The sequence below is a fragment of the Methylobacterium komagatae genome, assembly GCF_042661665.1.
Classification (GTDB): Bacteria; Pseudomonadota; Alphaproteobacteria; order Rhizobiales; family Beijerinckiaceae; genus Methylobacterium; species Methylobacterium komagatae.
Genome location: NZ_JBHSWN010000001.1, coordinates 1,696,166 through 1,711,431, shown reverse-complemented (window position 1 = coordinate 1,711,431; position 15,266 = coordinate 1,696,166). Strand labels below are relative to the sequence as shown.

Here is a 15,266-nt window from a genome sequence, read left to right as displayed (position 1 = left end):
ATGCCGGCAAGCGAGCTAATGTGCGCGTATGGCGACTGCCCTAGGGCATCTATGTTCCGGCGATATCAGAGGCCGAAAGCCTCGCTTCCACAAAAACACCAAAGTCGGCGGCGTCGACCAGAGGCGAAAAATTCAAACTCGCAATTGACAATTAACGATTGACTCTGTCGGATGCAGCCCCACATGCCAACCTGCTTAGCAGCTGAACCGCTGACTCGTCGACCCATTGGACTGTTATGCTAGTCACGCCTTCGAACCACGGCACCATCACCAAACGCGTCAACGCCTTGAGCGCGGATGCGCTTTTTTCATTAACTGATATCGACGAGTTACTGGAGCTACGTAAAGGCAAAGCTCGATCGCACGTAGGCTCCGACGAAACCTTCTTCCCGACCAAGGAAAAGGGCAGCAGGAACAAAAAACAATATTCAATCGGAGTTCTTAAGCGCTACGTCCTGCTCCTCGCTCTTACTGACGGCATAAACGACACGTTTTTCAAATTCCCAGATGCTAAAAAACGAATTCAATCCATCGGGACAGATAAAGCTTGGGAAGCTTTTTGTGAAAGCAACATTGCATTGCTACAACTATGTCTGATCGCTTCAATGCCTGCTCAAACAAATAGTGCAAATGACCAAAGTGACGCACCGGTCGTTCAAACCGAACCATCGGCCAATCCGTCCGTCTCTACTGGCGATGTAATAAATATCTCACAGTCGTTTAGAAAAAGAACGTGAGGCTGGCCATGGGCGGAACGTTTCCACACAGATTTAGTGAAATCAAAGTTTTTACCACTAGTCGAGATCTTAACTTATTTTTCCATGCCATTAACTCGCGTTAGTCAAATGCCAAATTTCCTATTATCATATTTACGTCTCTTGAAGGCAGTCAGATCGCTTCCAAGCGCTGAAGCTTTGGAGCAACGCATTAAAGAGCTGCACGAAGCACGCTCTATTGATGTAACGAAGCGATTTTCGCGTGGTAACGTATCTCTTCAAGCGGGCCAGTACATAACTGCGACAGAACTAGATGAATGTTACGGCGGAATTGCTCCATGGCGGGCTCATTAAAACTCACGCGCAGCTAACATAATCAAAGAGACGGTTAGTGAATATTCTTGAATTTGACAATCGTCTTGAGGCAATCCTGGTACGGTGGGACAATGTTGAGGCCTCTATTAAATCGGCCGAGTTATTTCAAGGCAAGGTAACGGTTCCCGCAATCAACGAGCTTAGGTATGCTGGTCGCCAGATTATTAGAGCGATAAGCCAAAGTAGAAATTTAGCAGACAGAGATGTATATGATAAAGCTCTATATAATGCTGAGCAGTGCTTGACCAATGCGGATCATGATATTGCCGACTCCTTGGTTATGTTTATTGGAAGACGAATTGACGATTTAAATGCGCGATTTGGCGGCCTTTCGATTGAGCGAGCATATCCACCATACAGAGAGTTGCGTTCTGCTATTAGAGAATGCCAAAAAAGATTGAACAAGCCAGAAAAGATAGCGAAAAACGGCACGAGCTATATGAGTCACTGAAGAAGAATTACCTGCCAAGATTGATGGCCGGTTATAAAGATTTATTCGACGCTGAGCTTTTTATGGCTGTAGAAGTAGAAAAATACAAATCGGAAATCACGAAACAAAAGCTAACAATTTATACTCTGGCGGGGGCTTTATTGCTCGCATCTGTGCTTGCGCTCACCCTAGTTGCTTATATCTTTTATATCAAGTTTCAATAATGACAAATATTATTGTCATTATTGATGGGACAACGAACTCTGCTGCGCGTGGCAAGCGGCAATATTTTACAAATGCATTCTGCATAGCAGAAGCTTGTATTTTAGGCGGGCGATCTGTCGGCGATGAGCCCGTTGTACTTTATTACCCGGGCCCTGCAAATCGAGATGTATACGGCAAGGTACTGAATGCAGCCACGGGCGCCGAAATGGAGGCCTTGGTTCGCGAAGTATACCTAGCTTTATGTCTCAATCTAAATTCGATGGAACATGATAAGATATATATATTTGGCTATTCTCGAGGCGCTATAGTTGCAAAAGCGTTGATATCGATGATTGATGCCTCTGGTATACTTCAAAGATCTCAAATAGAATATCTTGATAGGGCCTACCAGTACTATATGAACCGCCTGGATATAGACAGGCTGTTCCTGGTAGACAGAATACGAAAGATGCCTATAGAATTTGTGGGATTATATGATCCTGTAATGGGTCCAGAGAATTACAGAATTAGTATTCGAATAGACGACAACGTGAGTAGCCTTGTGCGGCACGCCGTTGAGATATTTGCTCTCAACGAGAGGAGAGATAGTTTCATCCCAAATATATGGTTCGCGTCAAATTCCAATTACGATCCATTTCAGAGCATCGCAGAAGAAGACTCAATCAATCTGCCTGTCAATCTCGAACAGATTTGGGTACCTGGATGCCATGGCGACGTCGCTGACTTTACGACGAATAGTCTTATAACTGACATTGTGCTCTTAACAATGTTCCAGCGCATAAGGCTGCGAAGCCAGTTGGTTATCTGTCAATCTTATATCGACTCTGTTTTCAAGAGAACGATTTCACAATCAAGGAAACCAAGTATATACGATAAGAGTAAATTAGGCTGGAGGGCGGATCGCCTAATACCACAAAATGGAATTTCCGAGATCCATCCACTCTGCCTTCAATTTGAGAATAACTACATCATTCGTAACGGATCGAAAAAAATGTACTCGTTAGGTCCTAGCGCTGATGCTAATAACGGAAGTTTTTTCAAAGAATTCGATTTTTCTTTGAATGGTATCGTAACAAGTACAAATCCGACCCCGGAAGCTGACATAGCTATGTCAGTACAAAATGCGCTTAACAGTGTATGATGATTTGGGTTAGTCGCTGAGCTTTCCTGCGTAGCAAGCCTCTCCTCCTGCAAAGTCGTCGAGGCGCAAGGACGCTGTTCAAAGCCAGGAGACTGAAGCAACAGACCTCAACCTCAACGCTTTTGGGTGAGGTTGCTGCATAATACCGCGAAGTTCCAGCACGAGCCGGCCGCCTTCAAGGGCGGCCCGCGACCCGAGCTCCTCGTGGTCGCGCTCGAGGAACGCCTTGTCGTCGAGGTGAAGACCCCATCGCTCCTGGCGCACGCCCGCCAGCGCGGGGAGAACGGCGTGCAGTTGCCCTACCGCGAGGGCTTGCCGCTGGAGGGGGCGCGGGAAGCCTTGGGGGCCGGCGGACTGACGCTACCGAGGGACAACCCGATCCTGGATTTCCTGAAGGACGCTGACCGGAAGTTTCGGGGTTTCCGGTCCGACGGCCAAACCGCGGGCCTGCTCGTCATTGTCTGGGACGACCACATCTACGAGCCGATATCGACGTTGGTGAACCCCCGGTCCGGCCTCCTGACGCCGAACAGCTTCGCCAAGGGCGAGGACGGTGCCGCCCTGCGCTTCCCCGACGTCGATGCCGTCGTCGTGGTCCGACACCTGCACAACTTCGTGCGGGCGGCGGGGGACGCGCCGCTGTTCGACCGGCGCCATGGGCTGGATTTCGGCGACGACCGGGCGCTCCCCAACGTGTTGTTCGGCGGCGATGGTGGCAGGCCGATCCCCGGCGAGGTCCTCACCCGCCTCCGGGCTTGGCCGCACGACGACCCGAGGCTTGCGAACATGGCCGAGTACAAGCCGAATGACGTCGTCCTCTGGGTGTAGGACCACCAATCCCTAGGCGATGAACAATCCGACGTCCGGCAAAAGGAAACCCCGCGGCGCGCATCTGAGGCGCAGCGGGGTTCGAGGCCTCAGGGAAGGCGCCGGCGGCATCGAGCCGTCGGCGGGTGTTTCCGGCGCGGACCTGCAGCCCAAATCTGCCATTCCATGCCAATGGCAGCTTTCGGAAGCTAAGCGGCCATTCCAGCTGCTCCATTCGGAAGACCGCTTATGGCGCAGAGCTGCCTAGCGCCGCCATCAAGTGAACTTTGGCTTTCCTGTCTTGCCAGGCGAAACTGGGCTGGCAGGAATACACCCATCGCGTTCGTATCAGCAGTTTAGCTGACCGGCCGAACGCGAACGCTTCTAGCCCGTCTTATTCATGAGGGCAGTGGATCTGAGGTGGCGAGCGTAGCGTAGGCCATTGATATGGCTTAGGGATTGGGTGCTGTTGCCAAGCCTTCAGACCGCATCGAGCCCGCCACGCCCGCCATGTCCGATCCTACGTGTCTCCCGTTCGCGTTTCCATCCGTCTGGGGCAAGAAGCTCACAGCTGCGTTTGACGGCGGACGCCTGACCTCGGACGGCGGCGTCCTGCTGCTCGCCCAGGCTGCCCGACGGTTGGGCATCGCCGAGAAGCTCGCCGCGGTGATCCCGGACCGGCGTGATCCGAGCCGGGTTCTGCATCCGTTGCCCGAGATCCTGCTGGCACGCATCCTGGCCATCGCCTGCGGGTACGAGGATGCCGATGACCTCGACCATCTGCGCGCCGATCCAGCCTTCAAGCTCGCCTGCGGCCGCCTGCCCGACAGCGGCGCGGACCTGATGAGCCAACCCACCGTCTCGCGGCTGGAGAACACGCCGGGCCTGCGCGACCTCATCCGGCTCGGGCGGGTGCTGGTCGACCTCTACTGCGCCAGTTACGCCGTGCCGCCAGCCGCCGTTACTCTCGACATCGACGACACCTGTGATGTGGTGCACGGCCAGCAGCAACTGTCGCTGTTCAACGCTCATCACGCTGAGCGCTGCTTTCTGCCGATCCACGTCTACGACACCGCCACCAGCCGTCCCGTCGCGATGATCCTGCGCCCGGGCAAGACGCCCTCGGGTCGCGAGGTGCGGGGCCATCTGCGTCGGCTCGTCCGGGCGATCCGCCGCCACTGGCCGAACACCGCGATCACCATCCGGGGTGACGGCCATTACGGCCGGCCGGAGGCGATGGACTGGTGCGAGGATAATGGGGTCACCTACGTCTTCGGCCTGACCGGCACCAAGGCGCTCGCCGCCAAGGTCGAGGACACCGCCGACCCTATCCGGGTGGCGCGGGCCATCGACGACAAGGATGCGGTGCGCGGCTTTGCCGAGACCACGCACGCGGCCAAGTCCTGGCGACAGCAACGCCGCGTCGCTGCCCGCATCGAGGCCACGCGGCTCGGCCTCGACATCCGCTACGTGGTCACGAACATCACCACCGGCACGCCCGAATGGCTCTACGCCGACCTCTACTGCGCCCGCGGTCAGGCCGAGAACCTGATCAAACTCCACAAAACGCAGTTGGCCTCCGACCGCACCTCCTGCCGGAACCCTGCCGCCAACCAGATGCGGCTCGTGCTGCACACGGCGGCTTACTGGCTGATGCTGACCGTCCGCGACGCCATCCCGAAGACCCATCGTCTCGCCAGAGCCGAGTTCGCGACGATCCGGCTGCGGTTACTCAAGCTCGGGGCCCGCATCCGCGAGACCGCTGCCCGTGTCCGTCTTGCCTTCGCTGCCGCCTGTCCCGAGGCCGACCTGCTACGCCACCTCGCGACCGCGTTTGCTCCGGCCCCGGCCTGAACCACGGGGCTGTGACGCCCCGACGAACCCGCTTCCATCCCTCCAGCGCCGACAGAACACTCCAGATCCACACGCGTCAGAACAGACGTGCGATCCCGCTCGCCATCAGCCCAAAACGCACCGTCCGCCGAAGCCCAATGAATAAGTCGGGCTAGGGAGGCGCGGACGATCTTCCTGCCGGACCGATAGTTGAAGCGCAATCTGATCGTTCGCACATCCGGTCGTTCGGTCAGGCCCTCGAGCAGTTCCGGGTTCGCTCCCGTGAAACCATATATCGACTGGTCCGCGTCGCCGACCGCGAACAATCGGATGCCTCCGCCGAAGCACGACAGGAGAACGAGCCGTGCAGTGCATGGCCGAGATCCTGATATTCGTCGACGAACAGGATGGGAAAGCGGGCGCGAAGCGCGTCGCGTATCCAGTCATGCTCCTTGATCATGCGATAGGCCAGTAGTGGCATGTCATCGAAATCGATCAAGCCTTGCTGCCGAAGCTTGAACTCGTATGCTTCGATGAACATCGCGAGCCCGGATTGCGTCCCCGCCACTCCGGTCGGGTGCGATCCACGTCCCGACGACGCTTCTCCGAGGCGAAGCTCCATCGGCGATGAGGGTCGTCCGTGCCGGCGATCGCGACCGCGTAGGCGGCTTCCACCGACGCGCGCATCTCGGCGCGCTTCGCGACCCGGAAATCGGCGGGCAGTCCGATCGGCACGCATCGGGCGTACGGCGCGATCACCTGGCTAAGCGCAAAGCCGTGAACCGTACCGACGAAGACGCGGTCGCCAGCTTCCATGCCGAGGCGCGCCAGCCGCATTTCGAGCTCAATCGCGCATTCGTTGTTGTAGGTGATGCATGCCACGCCGCGTGGTTCAACCACGTCCTCCGCCAGCGCGCGCGCCATTGCGGTAGTCAGCGTCTTGGTCTTTCCGCTGCCTGGGCCCGCCAGCACCACGCAATGCCCGGTCTCGCGTACGGCCGCCGACTGCTCCGGATTCGCGGCGAGTTCCTCGAGCGCCTGAAGAAGCAACCGACTACTGGACACGGCCGGCCACGAAGCGGATTGCATCGGTGATGTAGTCGGGTGGAGCCAGACCAACCGCCTTTTTCGCGAGCTTCGCGCTCAGCCGGCCTTTACCGATGTCCGCCACCATGGCCAGCAGCTGCGACGCGTCGACGGGGGCCGAGCCTGCCCTCCAGTTCGCTATGCGGGTGCTTCGGGTGGATCCGAAGCCCTGCTCATCGAGGATGTCGAGGAGAGGCTTCAGCAGCGACGGCGTATTCGCGACGGAGACTTCAAATGTCTGCTCGTTGAGAAAGATGCCGGCACCGGCCCAGGTCGATGCGAACGACACGAACTGGAGCGCCTCCCACGCTGTCCGCTGCGCGGGATGGATGGGCGGCTGCCCACGCACCTTCAGCACATCGCTCCAGAGATCGATCACACGCTTTTTTCCGAGCGGTTGTTTGGCACCATCCAAAGGATCCCAGTCGGTAATCACCGCGTAGGGCATGCCCAGAGCTTCGGCGAGCTTGACGTATGGACCGAAGTTCGTGCCGGCGACGTTGCACACCGTGATGCCGAGATCATCCAATACTTGTCCGAGAGCCGAGGCGAACACGGGAACCAGCGCCTCCTCGGCGTCGCCTTCGACGAATATCACGCCGCGGGCGAAGAGCAGCTCCGCTCGCGTGGCATCGAGGTAGTTCTCGAGATCGTCCAACTCGTCGGACGTCACCGGCAGGTTGGCAAGGGAGAATGCCTGCGTCGACCGGTTCCGTCCTTTCAGCTGGATGATCGACCGCAGCGGCGTGACCGCGGCGAGCGTCGGGGAATGGCTGGTGACGATCAATGCCTGTGCGGCATCCGCAGAAGCGAACAGCTTCTTGAAGACGGACCGCTGCAGCTGCGGGTGAAGGTGCGCCTCCGGTTCCTCGATGCACAGCAGGGAGAAGTTGCGCTCGTTCTTCCTCCGGCGCCATGCGAATTCGGCCAGCTTCAACGCCAGCAGGGCGACGTTGGCTGATCCAAGACTCGCCTCCGCGATGCCGCGCTTGCCGCCGTCGATGAACATCGCGATCGCCCGGAACAGTCGCAGCGGGTCGGACGGCGCGAATCCCAGACGTGGATCGATATCATGCGCTTCGCCGGAGAGATGAAGGATGCCGGCGCGCAGCTCGTTCTCCAGCACCTTGATCGTCGGAAACGCCTCCAGCGTCTTCGTGGCCTTGTCGAGATCGGCCGCGACCGCGGCGAGATCCTCGCGGGTCACGCTCGAAATCGCGTCCTCAAGAAGGGGGCGCAGTGGCGAACCTCTCCATGTGCCGAGATGCCCTTCGGCATCGCGCAACGCGTCGAGCACGTCGATTGCGATCCGGCGTCGAACCTTGCTGGGCACCGGCCGGGACTCCTCGCCGCCGCCGAACACGACAAATTCGAAGTCGTCGCTCGACTGCGGAATTCCAGCGACGTCGGCCTTCTTCCGGAAGATGTAGCTGAGTCGCGCAATCGTCGGATCGCCGGCGACACGATACTCCGTCAATAAGGCGAGCAGACCGAAATCGGTCGTGAATTCCGCGAAATCCAGATGGATTTCGATCGGACTGCCGTAGTCGGGCGCCGCACCATCCCAGAAGTCCGACATCTTGAGCTGACGCGCCGAGTCCGGAAGCGTAGGATCGAGAACCAAGCGTATCGCGAACAGGAGATTGCTCTTTCCGATGCGGTTTTCCCCCAGGATAACGATGTTTCCCGAGAGAGGGATATCGACCTGTAGAAAATTTCTGAAATTTCTTATGCTGAAATTACTCAACAGCATCCGCTTAGATCCGATTCTCTAAAGTGAAATAATTCAAGAGTAAGATCAGTAACCTAGAGCAGTCGCTTCCACAATAGGAAAAGACCACGGACCCGCTTGAAATACCTTCGGGTTTCCGACGCGTGCCTGATCTTTGCTGCGATGATATCCGGGATCGAGAGGCGCCGGGCCAGCGCTTCGTAGATATCCATTCCGTCTGCGAGAATGATCTTCCTGACTGTGAACGCCTGCAGACCGACTTCGGTGAATCCCGCGAAGCTAACGAAAAGACCGCGCGTCCATTTCGGACGTTCGTTCACCTTACCTTGAAAACCGCGCAAAGTACTGGCGTCGGTCTTCACGCGGTGCCACTTCGCCTCGAGCAGATACGTGTTGCCATTCAACTGGAACGAACCGTCGATCTGCTCGCCGACAACGGTGAAACCTCCGCGCGCATCCATGTCCCATGCGTTGTAGAGGTCCGTAAGTAGCCGCTCGAAATGGCGCCCTCGGGCCTGAGGATCATCCGACAATTCGTGAAGAGCAAGAAAGCGCTCCTCAAGTCGTCGCAACTCCTGCTCGTTCGAACGTAGTGCTTTCCGAGTGTTCGGCGGATTCGGATCGACGCCGCTCCGAACGATTTCGTAATCTGGAAGTAGAGGTCCGCCCAATCGCTCCACGATTAGGCTTAGACGCCGATGTGCATCGACGGCCATCTCGATCTGCTGGCTAGCGACTCGCTTCGTCTCACAGTATTCCCATAACGCGGCCAGTGCTCTTACGATCGCCCGCGGTTGCCCGACCGTCAAGAATGCGCGGAGGCGTTTACCCTTGCTGCCGCCATAGATCGCGTAGGCGCCATCATCGATATCGACCCCGACCTCCCGGTTGAAGAAATCCGCGAAAGTGTTGTTGGTAAAATCAACCACGTAGCCCGAGCTCATGCCGAACAGCTCGTCGACGAGAATTAGTTCGATTGGTCGAAGCTGCTCCATCCGTTCGACTATCCGCATGTTCGTGTGCAGCCCTGCTCCGTTCCGCGCTGTTCGCGGGACCTCCTTGCTGCGTCCGAGCCTGTGCGAACGGCCGGGCGACGCGCTTCGGCCGCAGACGCGGATTCGGGTGGCACACCGCGTAACCTGACGAGCTTGCGGCGCAAAGGGTTCGAGACCCCGAAGCGAGCCTCCGACGCGAGCGGTGCACAAGGAGTGTCGCTTCCGCCTCCCGACGGGCGGCGCCCGCTCCGACGTACATCCCGGAAGCCTGGTCGAGCGAGGCGCGTTCTACCGCTCTCCGGATTTCTGCGTGGAATGCATGAGCCGCTCCGAACCTGCCTTCGGACTGCCTCGCCTCGCATGAGATCGCGCGAGCGGCAGGGCCACGCGTTCGGTACCGCGCAGTTCATCGGCCGGCCCGGCTACCAGCGGAAGTCGGGAAAGCGGATTGTCAAAATCCGACAACGGACCGGGCGCTGTCAGCCTCCGAAAAGATTTCCGGCCCGGTCCCTGCCCGACGTCTCGCGATGAGGGGGCAGAAATCGCGAGACACGGCGGAGTGGCACAGGCTCCGAATTCGGCCCGCACCGATGACGAAAGGTGTTCAGTTCGCGCTATACGGCCAATGCAGCCGGAGTTCGCGACACCTGCCACTTCGATCTCGTGTGCCAGCGCCTCATCACAATGGACCCGACCTCGCGGCGACAAACTAGCATACTGCGCCAACGAACTCGCTGGATGCGCCGGCTACGCGAGTTGGCAAGATGCGCCTGAACGTCCGTGTGTGGACGCCCCATCGGATTCAAGGGGGTGTTTGAGAGATCTGTGCGCGCAGGTTCAGGTGCTTCCGTGTGTCCGGCCTTTCGATGCAGCCATCCTCACGGCTGCTGGCCTGTATGGAGATCGCGGATCGGGTCCAAGTCGCTTTGGCGCGCTCGAGGCGCTTGGACGTTCACTGGTTTTCCCGACCCCGTCTTCTGACCGTTGCGCCATACCTCTCGCCTGACCTTCCCTGCCTCCCTGACGCCTCAGGCCGTGGCGGTCACGCCGTGGCCGGAGCTCTGTAGGAGCCGCCGCGGGCCATCAACGCCCAGACGATCCTCGCCATCTTGTTCGCCAGGGCGACGGTGATCAGCATGCGCGGCTTGCGCGACAGCATACCGGCCAACCACGCCCCAGCTTTGTCGGGAGCGCGCGCCGCGACCTTGGTCGCAGAACTCGCGCCCAGGATCAGCAACCGTCGCAAGCTGCGCTCGCCCATCTTAGTCGTTCGCCCCAGCCGCTCCTTGCCGCCGCTGGAGTGCTGCCGCGGGACGAGGCCGAGCCAGGCCGCAAAGTCGCGCCCGCGGCGGAAGGTACTGGCGGCCGGTGCCAGTGCCACCAGTGCGGTCGCGACCACCGGGCCGATACCCGGTACCGTCATCAGCCGCTTAGCCACGGCATCGTCCTTCGCACGCTGGGCGATCGCGCGGTCGAGGCGCGCGATCTGCGCTTGGAGCGCTTGCAGGCTGTCCGCGATGACGGCCAGGACCGGCCGTGCCTCGGCCGGAACGTCAGATGTGGGGTCGCGGACGATCGCGACGAGCTGGCCAACGTGCCCGGCCCCCTGGCGAACGACGTATCCAAACTCGGTGAGGTGCCCGCGCAGCGCGTTGATCAACTGGGTCCGCTGACGCACGAGCAGGTCGCGCGTACGGAACACCACTGCCGCAGCTTGAGCCTGCGCGCTCTTGCCCTGGACGAACCGCATCGTCGGGCGCTGCGCCGCCTCGCAAATCGCTTCCGCGTCGGCCATGTCGTTCTTCTGCCGCTTCACAAACGGCTTCACGTAGGCTGGTGGGATGAGCCGCGTGTCGTGACCTGCCACGGCTATCTCGCGCGCCCAGTAATGAGCACTGGCGCACGCCTCCATCGCGACCACGCATCGCGGAAGTGTCGAGAAGAACGCCAGCACCTGATCACGCCGCAGCTTCTTGCGGAACACGACTGCGCCACTCGGACCGGAGCCGTGAACTTGGAAAACCGATTTGGCCAGATCGATTCCGACCGTGCTAACCTCGCCCATGGACGCCTCCTGCAGTGGTGTCACAACACCTCCACTCTGGCACGCCGATGCCGTCAGGGGGCGTCCACCCCAACGCTCCCGGGAACGGCAAGGACCCGCTTCGACCGCGAGATCGGCCGGAGAGCGGCTCCACGTGCACCCGCGCCGCCTCACGAAGGTGGCGAAGCGGATTCGATCTTCCGGAGAATTTCGGGCAACGAAACCGGCCTGAAATTCCAAACGTCCACTCCGACGTCGCAGGTGGCTGGCAGGTTCGGCAAGGCTCCGTGGCTATGTCCATGCAAAGCCAGAGATCCGCGGCGGGATCCCCTCCACCCGCGCAATGCGTAATGGAACAGGACCAGCAGGCGGCCATTCGCGTCGATCTCGGCGTAGTGCTGCACCGAAGCCCAAGGCAGCGCCAGGGTTCTTCCACGGTCGTGGTTGCCGCGCACCAGATGGATCGCCCGACCGTGTAGGCGACCGAAGATCTCCGCCTGCCGATTGGGACCACAGCGGTAGGCGAAGTCGCCCAGATGCCAGACTTCGTCGCGGTCCTCGACGACGGCGTTCCAGCGTTCGATCATCGCCTCGTCCATCTCGGCCACGTCGGCGAATGGACGATGGCAGAAGCGGATGATGTTGGCGTGGCCGAAATGGTGATCTGCCGTGAACCAGAGGGTCATGGCTCCCTCCCCCATGCGCCTGCTGAGTCGCGATCGGCGCCCACTTAGAAAACCAGATTTTCTGATAATCTTCCATCCGGTCTAGCTGGCTGGTCGGCTTTCTCGATCCCGCCGACGGGCCAATGCCCAAGACCCTCAGAAGCGCACGTCATCGAAGATTGATCGAACTGCTCGTCGAAGCTCGTGAGCGATCAGGCCTGACTCAAAGCGAGCTCGCCTCGCGACTTGGCCGATATCAATCGGTCGTCGCCGCGATCGAAGGAGGGGGAAGGCGGATCGATCTGGTCGAGTTTCTCGAGATCGCGGACGCGTTGGAAATCGACGCGACGGTGGTCCTGAAGGCAGTTCGCGCGATCTCCCCCTGACGTCGGTTCAGCCCGACCAATCCTCGTCGAGGAACCCCAGGCCGGCGAAGGGCGGCTCGGGTTTGCAGCGATCGTATCGATTGCGACGGTCGCTGCGACGGCACCAGCGCCCATCGCGGATTCCGTCATTGTAGCTGGCGACAGGCTACGGCCGCACGGCTAGGATCCTCTCCATGACTGCGCCGATGGATGAATTCTCACCTCTCACGATCGCAGGCTACGCCTCGCTCGCCTCGTCCACCGACCAGCGAAGCGACGGTGGCTCGCTGGCGTTCCCTCTGCTCGGGCTCTTCGGGGAAACGGGCAGCCTTCTCAGCGAAGTCAAAAAGAAGCAACGTGATCGGGCCTCGTATCTCGGATACGCCAGCGCCGTCGTCGAAGAACTCGGCGATGTCCTCTGGTACGTGACCGCGGTCGCTTCACGCGGCGGACTCCGATTGGAGGAGATCTTCGCAAGCCCGACCCAGACCGGTGCGGCGACCTTCGCATCCCTCCAGCCCGCGATCATGCCGCATCAGGACGCGCCGAACGCGGCTTTCGAAAGGACGCTTCTCCAGCTTGCCAGCGAGGTCGGTGTGCTGCTCGCCGACCAGCACGAGGAGCGGCTCGGACAAGGCGATCTGCTTGCGGATCGGTTGAGATCGATCACACGGTCCCTGGTCGAGGCCGCCACCGAAGCGGGAGTGACGCTCGAGGCGGCGGCAGTGAAGAACCTGGAGAAGATCTTCGACAGGTGGCCGCACGAGCGCATCTATCCGGTGCCCCTCGATGCGCAGTCCGATCCGGCGGAGCAGCTGCCGCGAGACCTGTACGTCGACATCTTCGAGCGCGACGTCCGCGAGCGCAAATTCGTCTACCAGCGTTGCAACGGCATCAACATCGGCGACCGGCTGACGGACAACGCCATGCTTCAGGACGACTACCGCTTCCACGACGTCTTCCACTACGCCTACGTCGCCGTGCTCGGCTGGTCGCCGGTCGTCCGGGCCCTGCTCCGGGTGAAGCGCAAGAGCGCGCCGAAAGTGGACGAAGCGCAGGACGGCGCACGGGCGATCCTGATCGAGGAGGGGATCACGACCTGGATCTTCGGGCAGGCAGTGGACCTGGAATTGTTCGCCGGCGCTCGGCCCGGCGACATCCCGTTCGACCTCCTGAAGCACGTCCGCCAGTTCGCGGCGGGCTACGAGGCGGAGCGCTGCCCGCTTTGGATGTGGGAAGAAGCCATTCTTCAGGGCTATGCGGCTTTCCGCTTCCTGCGCGAACATCGGCGCGGGCGTATCCACATCGACATGGTCAACCACCGCCTCTCGATCGAGCACCTGCTTTGAGAACGCCCGCATCCTTCGCTGCAGCGCTCGCCGAAGTTCGGCTGCCCTCGGTCTTCAATCCGTACGGAGACGTCTGCCCGGAACATGATCGCGCCGATGCCGCCACCGTGCGTCGACGCAATCTCACGCGCTGCCTGGAAGCGGCGCTCGACGCCAACGTCGATACGATCTGGATCGCCCGCGACCTCGGATATCGCGGCGGCCGCCGGACCGGATTGCCCCTGACGGACGAGGTCCATCTCGAGCCGGCCGGCGCCCTTATGGGCGGCATCGACCTCAAGCGCGCCACCCGCGGTCCCGTCGTCGCCGAGCGCACCGCGGCGATCATCTGGCGTGTTCTCGCCCGGATAGGCGAGCCTGCGATCCTATGGAACGTCTTCCCGCTCCACCCACACGAGCCGAAGAACCCGTTCTCGAACCGATGCCACACCCGCGCCGAGCGCGACGCCACGTGGTGCCTCATGGAGGCCTTGATCGCGATGGTCGCGCCCAAGCGCATCGTCGCGATCGGGCGCGATGCGGCTCTGGCTCTTTCTGGTATCGACATCCCGCTCTCAGTCGTCCGCCACCCGAGCTACGGCGGACAGGCGGAGTTCATCTCTGGCGTGCATTCGCTCTACGGTGTCGCCCAGACGACCAAGGAGCGGCCGACGCCTGCGAGCCTGCCCTTCTGAACACGCATGCGGGCCTTGCGGAAGGGCTCCGGCGACTCCGTCCGAGACGATCGGCGGCGACGGGACGAACGTGGTCGCGGCGCCCCCTCGATCCGGCATCGGTCAGGCCGCGTATTTCTGGCCGGCATCCCGGACTCGGCTTAGAAGGGTCTTGATGTCGTTGCGACGGGTGCCCTTCGGCAAATCGACCTCAGCACGCGTGGAGACGATCGTGAGTTCGCCGAGATCGAGGCCCGTCTCACGGCAGACGAAATCCATCAGACGCCCAAGGCCGATGAGGTTTCCGAGCAATTTTTCAACGTAGAAGTGGTTACGATACATCGCCGTAAGCCCAAGCTTCTTTCCGCTGTTCTTCGCTCCGGGCACCACCTTGAAACTCAGGAAGCTGAGACATTGTCCTCCGTAGGGTGAATTGTCGACGTCGCGTGCCGCATCGAACAATGGAAGCTCGAATTTGTTGAGGGATTTGACTTTTTTGTCGTTGATCCGTCCGACGATATCCCAAAGCTGATTCGGGCTCTTCCCTTCCGGCACCGAAACGTCGATCATCCGCTCGAAGTAGTAGCCAGACCACCGCTCGTTGCGCCGAACCCTTCTCAACACCCGTTCCTGGAAGACGTCGAAGAAGGCCGGGGCACCGTATCGGTGGTAAAGACTGGCAGGGAAGATCGTGTTCGCCACGGTCCCGACCGCCTGTTGACCCTGTTGGCGGAGGAAGTCATCGACCAGAGCGACGCCTGGATCCTGCAGCGTCGTGTTCCTCGTCGGGTCCGCGATGTCGAGGACGACGTTGTAGGCGCAGTGGCTCGGCTGCGCTTCGACCATCCGT

At 60.1% G+C, this 15,266-nt stretch carries 14 protein-coding genes and 1 pseudogene; 8 read left to right on the top strand and 7 right to left on the bottom strand.

What is annotated here, in order from left to right:
• Nucleotides 1-236 precede the first annotated feature (236 nt).
• The 5 genes from ACFQE0_RS08300 to ACFQE0_RS08280 all read left to right on the top strand — a co-directional run bounded on the left by ACFQE0_RS08300 (nucleotide 237) and on the right by ACFQE0_RS08280 (nucleotide 5,548).
• The gene (locus tag ACFQE0_RS08300; RefSeq protein WP_378968733.1) at nucleotides 237-737 is read left to right on the top strand and encodes a hypothetical protein; all 501 of its coding nucleotides are present in this window, start codon (nucleotides 237-239) and stop codon (nucleotides 735-737) included.
• Nucleotides 738-1,107: 370 nt separating this feature from the next.
• Nucleotides 1,108-1,542: a hypothetical protein gene (locus ACFQE0_RS08295; protein WP_378968731.1), complete on the top strand. Its 435-nt coding sequence runs from the start codon at nucleotides 1,108-1,110 to the stop codon at nucleotides 1,540-1,542.
• A 202-nt stretch (nucleotides 1,543-1,744) separates the two neighbouring features.
• Nucleotides 1,745-2,887, top strand: coding sequence for a phospholipase effector Tle1 domain-containing protein (locus ACFQE0_RS08290; protein WP_378968728.1), 1,143 nt, complete (start codon nucleotides 1,745-1,747; stop codon nucleotides 2,885-2,887).
• Nucleotides 2,888-3,019: 132 nt separating this feature from the next.
• Nucleotides 3,020-3,715, top strand: a complete 696-nt coding sequence (locus ACFQE0_RS08285; RefSeq protein ID WP_378968725.1) for a hypothetical protein — start codon at nucleotides 3,020-3,022, stop codon at nucleotides 3,713-3,715.
• 489 nt (nucleotides 3,716-4,204) lie between these two features.
• Nucleotides 4,205-5,548 (top strand): IS1380 family transposase, encoded by a 1,344-nt coding sequence (locus ACFQE0_RS08280; RefSeq protein ID WP_378968723.1) that lies wholly within the window; start codon nucleotides 4,205-4,207, stop codon nucleotides 5,546-5,548.
• Nucleotides 5,549-5,957: 409 nt separating this feature from the next.
• Here ACFQE0_RS08280 and ACFQE0_RS08275 read toward each other — a convergent pair.
• From ACFQE0_RS08275 to ACFQE0_RS08250, 6 genes and pseudogenes are all read right to left on the bottom strand, one after another.
• Nucleotides 5,958-6,068, bottom strand: a pseudogene (locus ACFQE0_RS08275) (hypothetical protein); the annotation flags it as partial.
• On the bottom strand, nucleotides 6,023-6,616 hold the full coding sequence (locus tag ACFQE0_RS08270; protein ID WP_378968720.1) for a UvrD-helicase domain-containing protein: 594 nt from the start codon (nucleotides 6,614-6,616) through the stop codon (nucleotides 6,023-6,025). The gene ACFQE0_RS08270 and the pseudogene ACFQE0_RS08275, both read right to left, overlap by 46 nt.
• On the bottom strand, nucleotides 6,582-8,366 hold the full coding sequence (locus ACFQE0_RS08265) for an ATP-dependent nuclease (RefSeq protein WP_043378416.1): 1,785 nt from the start codon (nucleotides 8,364-8,366) through the stop codon (nucleotides 6,582-6,584). Before ACFQE0_RS08265 ends, ACFQE0_RS08270 begins: the two co-directional genes overlap by 35 nt.
• A 53-nt stretch (nucleotides 8,367-8,419) precedes the next feature.
• Nucleotides 8,420-9,340 carry a restriction endonuclease gene (locus ACFQE0_RS08260; RefSeq protein WP_043378421.1) on the bottom strand — a complete coding sequence of 307 codons (921 nt, stop codon included), beginning with the start codon at nucleotides 9,338-9,340 and terminating at the stop codon, nucleotides 8,420-8,422.
• A 1,042-nt stretch (nucleotides 9,341-10,382) separates the two neighbouring features.
• Nucleotides 10,383-11,405 (bottom strand): IS110 family RNA-guided transposase, encoded by a 1,023-nt coding sequence (locus ACFQE0_RS08255; RefSeq protein ID WP_043378424.1) that lies wholly within the window; start codon nucleotides 11,403-11,405, stop codon nucleotides 10,383-10,385.
• 149 nt (nucleotides 11,406-11,554) lie between these two features.
• On the bottom strand, nucleotides 11,555-12,070 hold the full coding sequence (locus tag ACFQE0_RS08250; RefSeq protein ID WP_043378427.1) for a metallophosphoesterase: 516 nt from the start codon (nucleotides 12,068-12,070) through the stop codon (nucleotides 11,555-11,557).
• 122 nt (nucleotides 12,071-12,192) lie between these two features.
• Here ACFQE0_RS08250 and ACFQE0_RS08245 point away from each other — a divergent pair, with 122 nt between their 5' ends.
• The 3 genes from ACFQE0_RS08245 (at nucleotide 12,193) to ACFQE0_RS08235 (ending at nucleotide 14,437) form a co-directional block, all read left to right on the top strand.
• Complete coding sequence (locus ACFQE0_RS08245) at nucleotides 12,193-12,435, top strand: helix-turn-helix domain-containing protein (RefSeq protein WP_043378430.1); 243 nt, start codon at nucleotides 12,193-12,195, stop codon at nucleotides 12,433-12,435.
• 173 nt (nucleotides 12,436-12,608) lie between these two features.
• Nucleotides 12,609-13,763 carry a nucleoside triphosphate pyrophosphohydrolase family protein gene (locus ACFQE0_RS08240; protein WP_230365903.1) on the top strand — a complete coding sequence of 385 codons (1,155 nt, stop codon included), beginning with the start codon at nucleotides 12,609-12,611 and terminating at the stop codon, nucleotides 13,761-13,763.
• A gap of 107 nt (nucleotides 13,764-13,870) precedes the next feature.
• Nucleotides 13,871-14,437, top strand: coding sequence for a uracil-DNA glycosylase (locus ACFQE0_RS08235; protein WP_230365902.1), 567 nt, complete (start codon nucleotides 13,871-13,873; stop codon nucleotides 14,435-14,437).
• A 102-nt stretch (nucleotides 14,438-14,539) separates the two neighbouring features.
• Here ACFQE0_RS08235 and ACFQE0_RS08230 read toward each other — a convergent pair whose 3' ends face one another.
• Complete coding sequence (locus tag ACFQE0_RS08230) at nucleotides 14,540-15,262, bottom strand: hypothetical protein (RefSeq protein WP_206406839.1); 723 nt, start codon at nucleotides 15,260-15,262, stop codon at nucleotides 14,540-14,542.
• Between the last annotated feature and the right edge of the window lie 4 nt (nucleotides 15,263-15,266).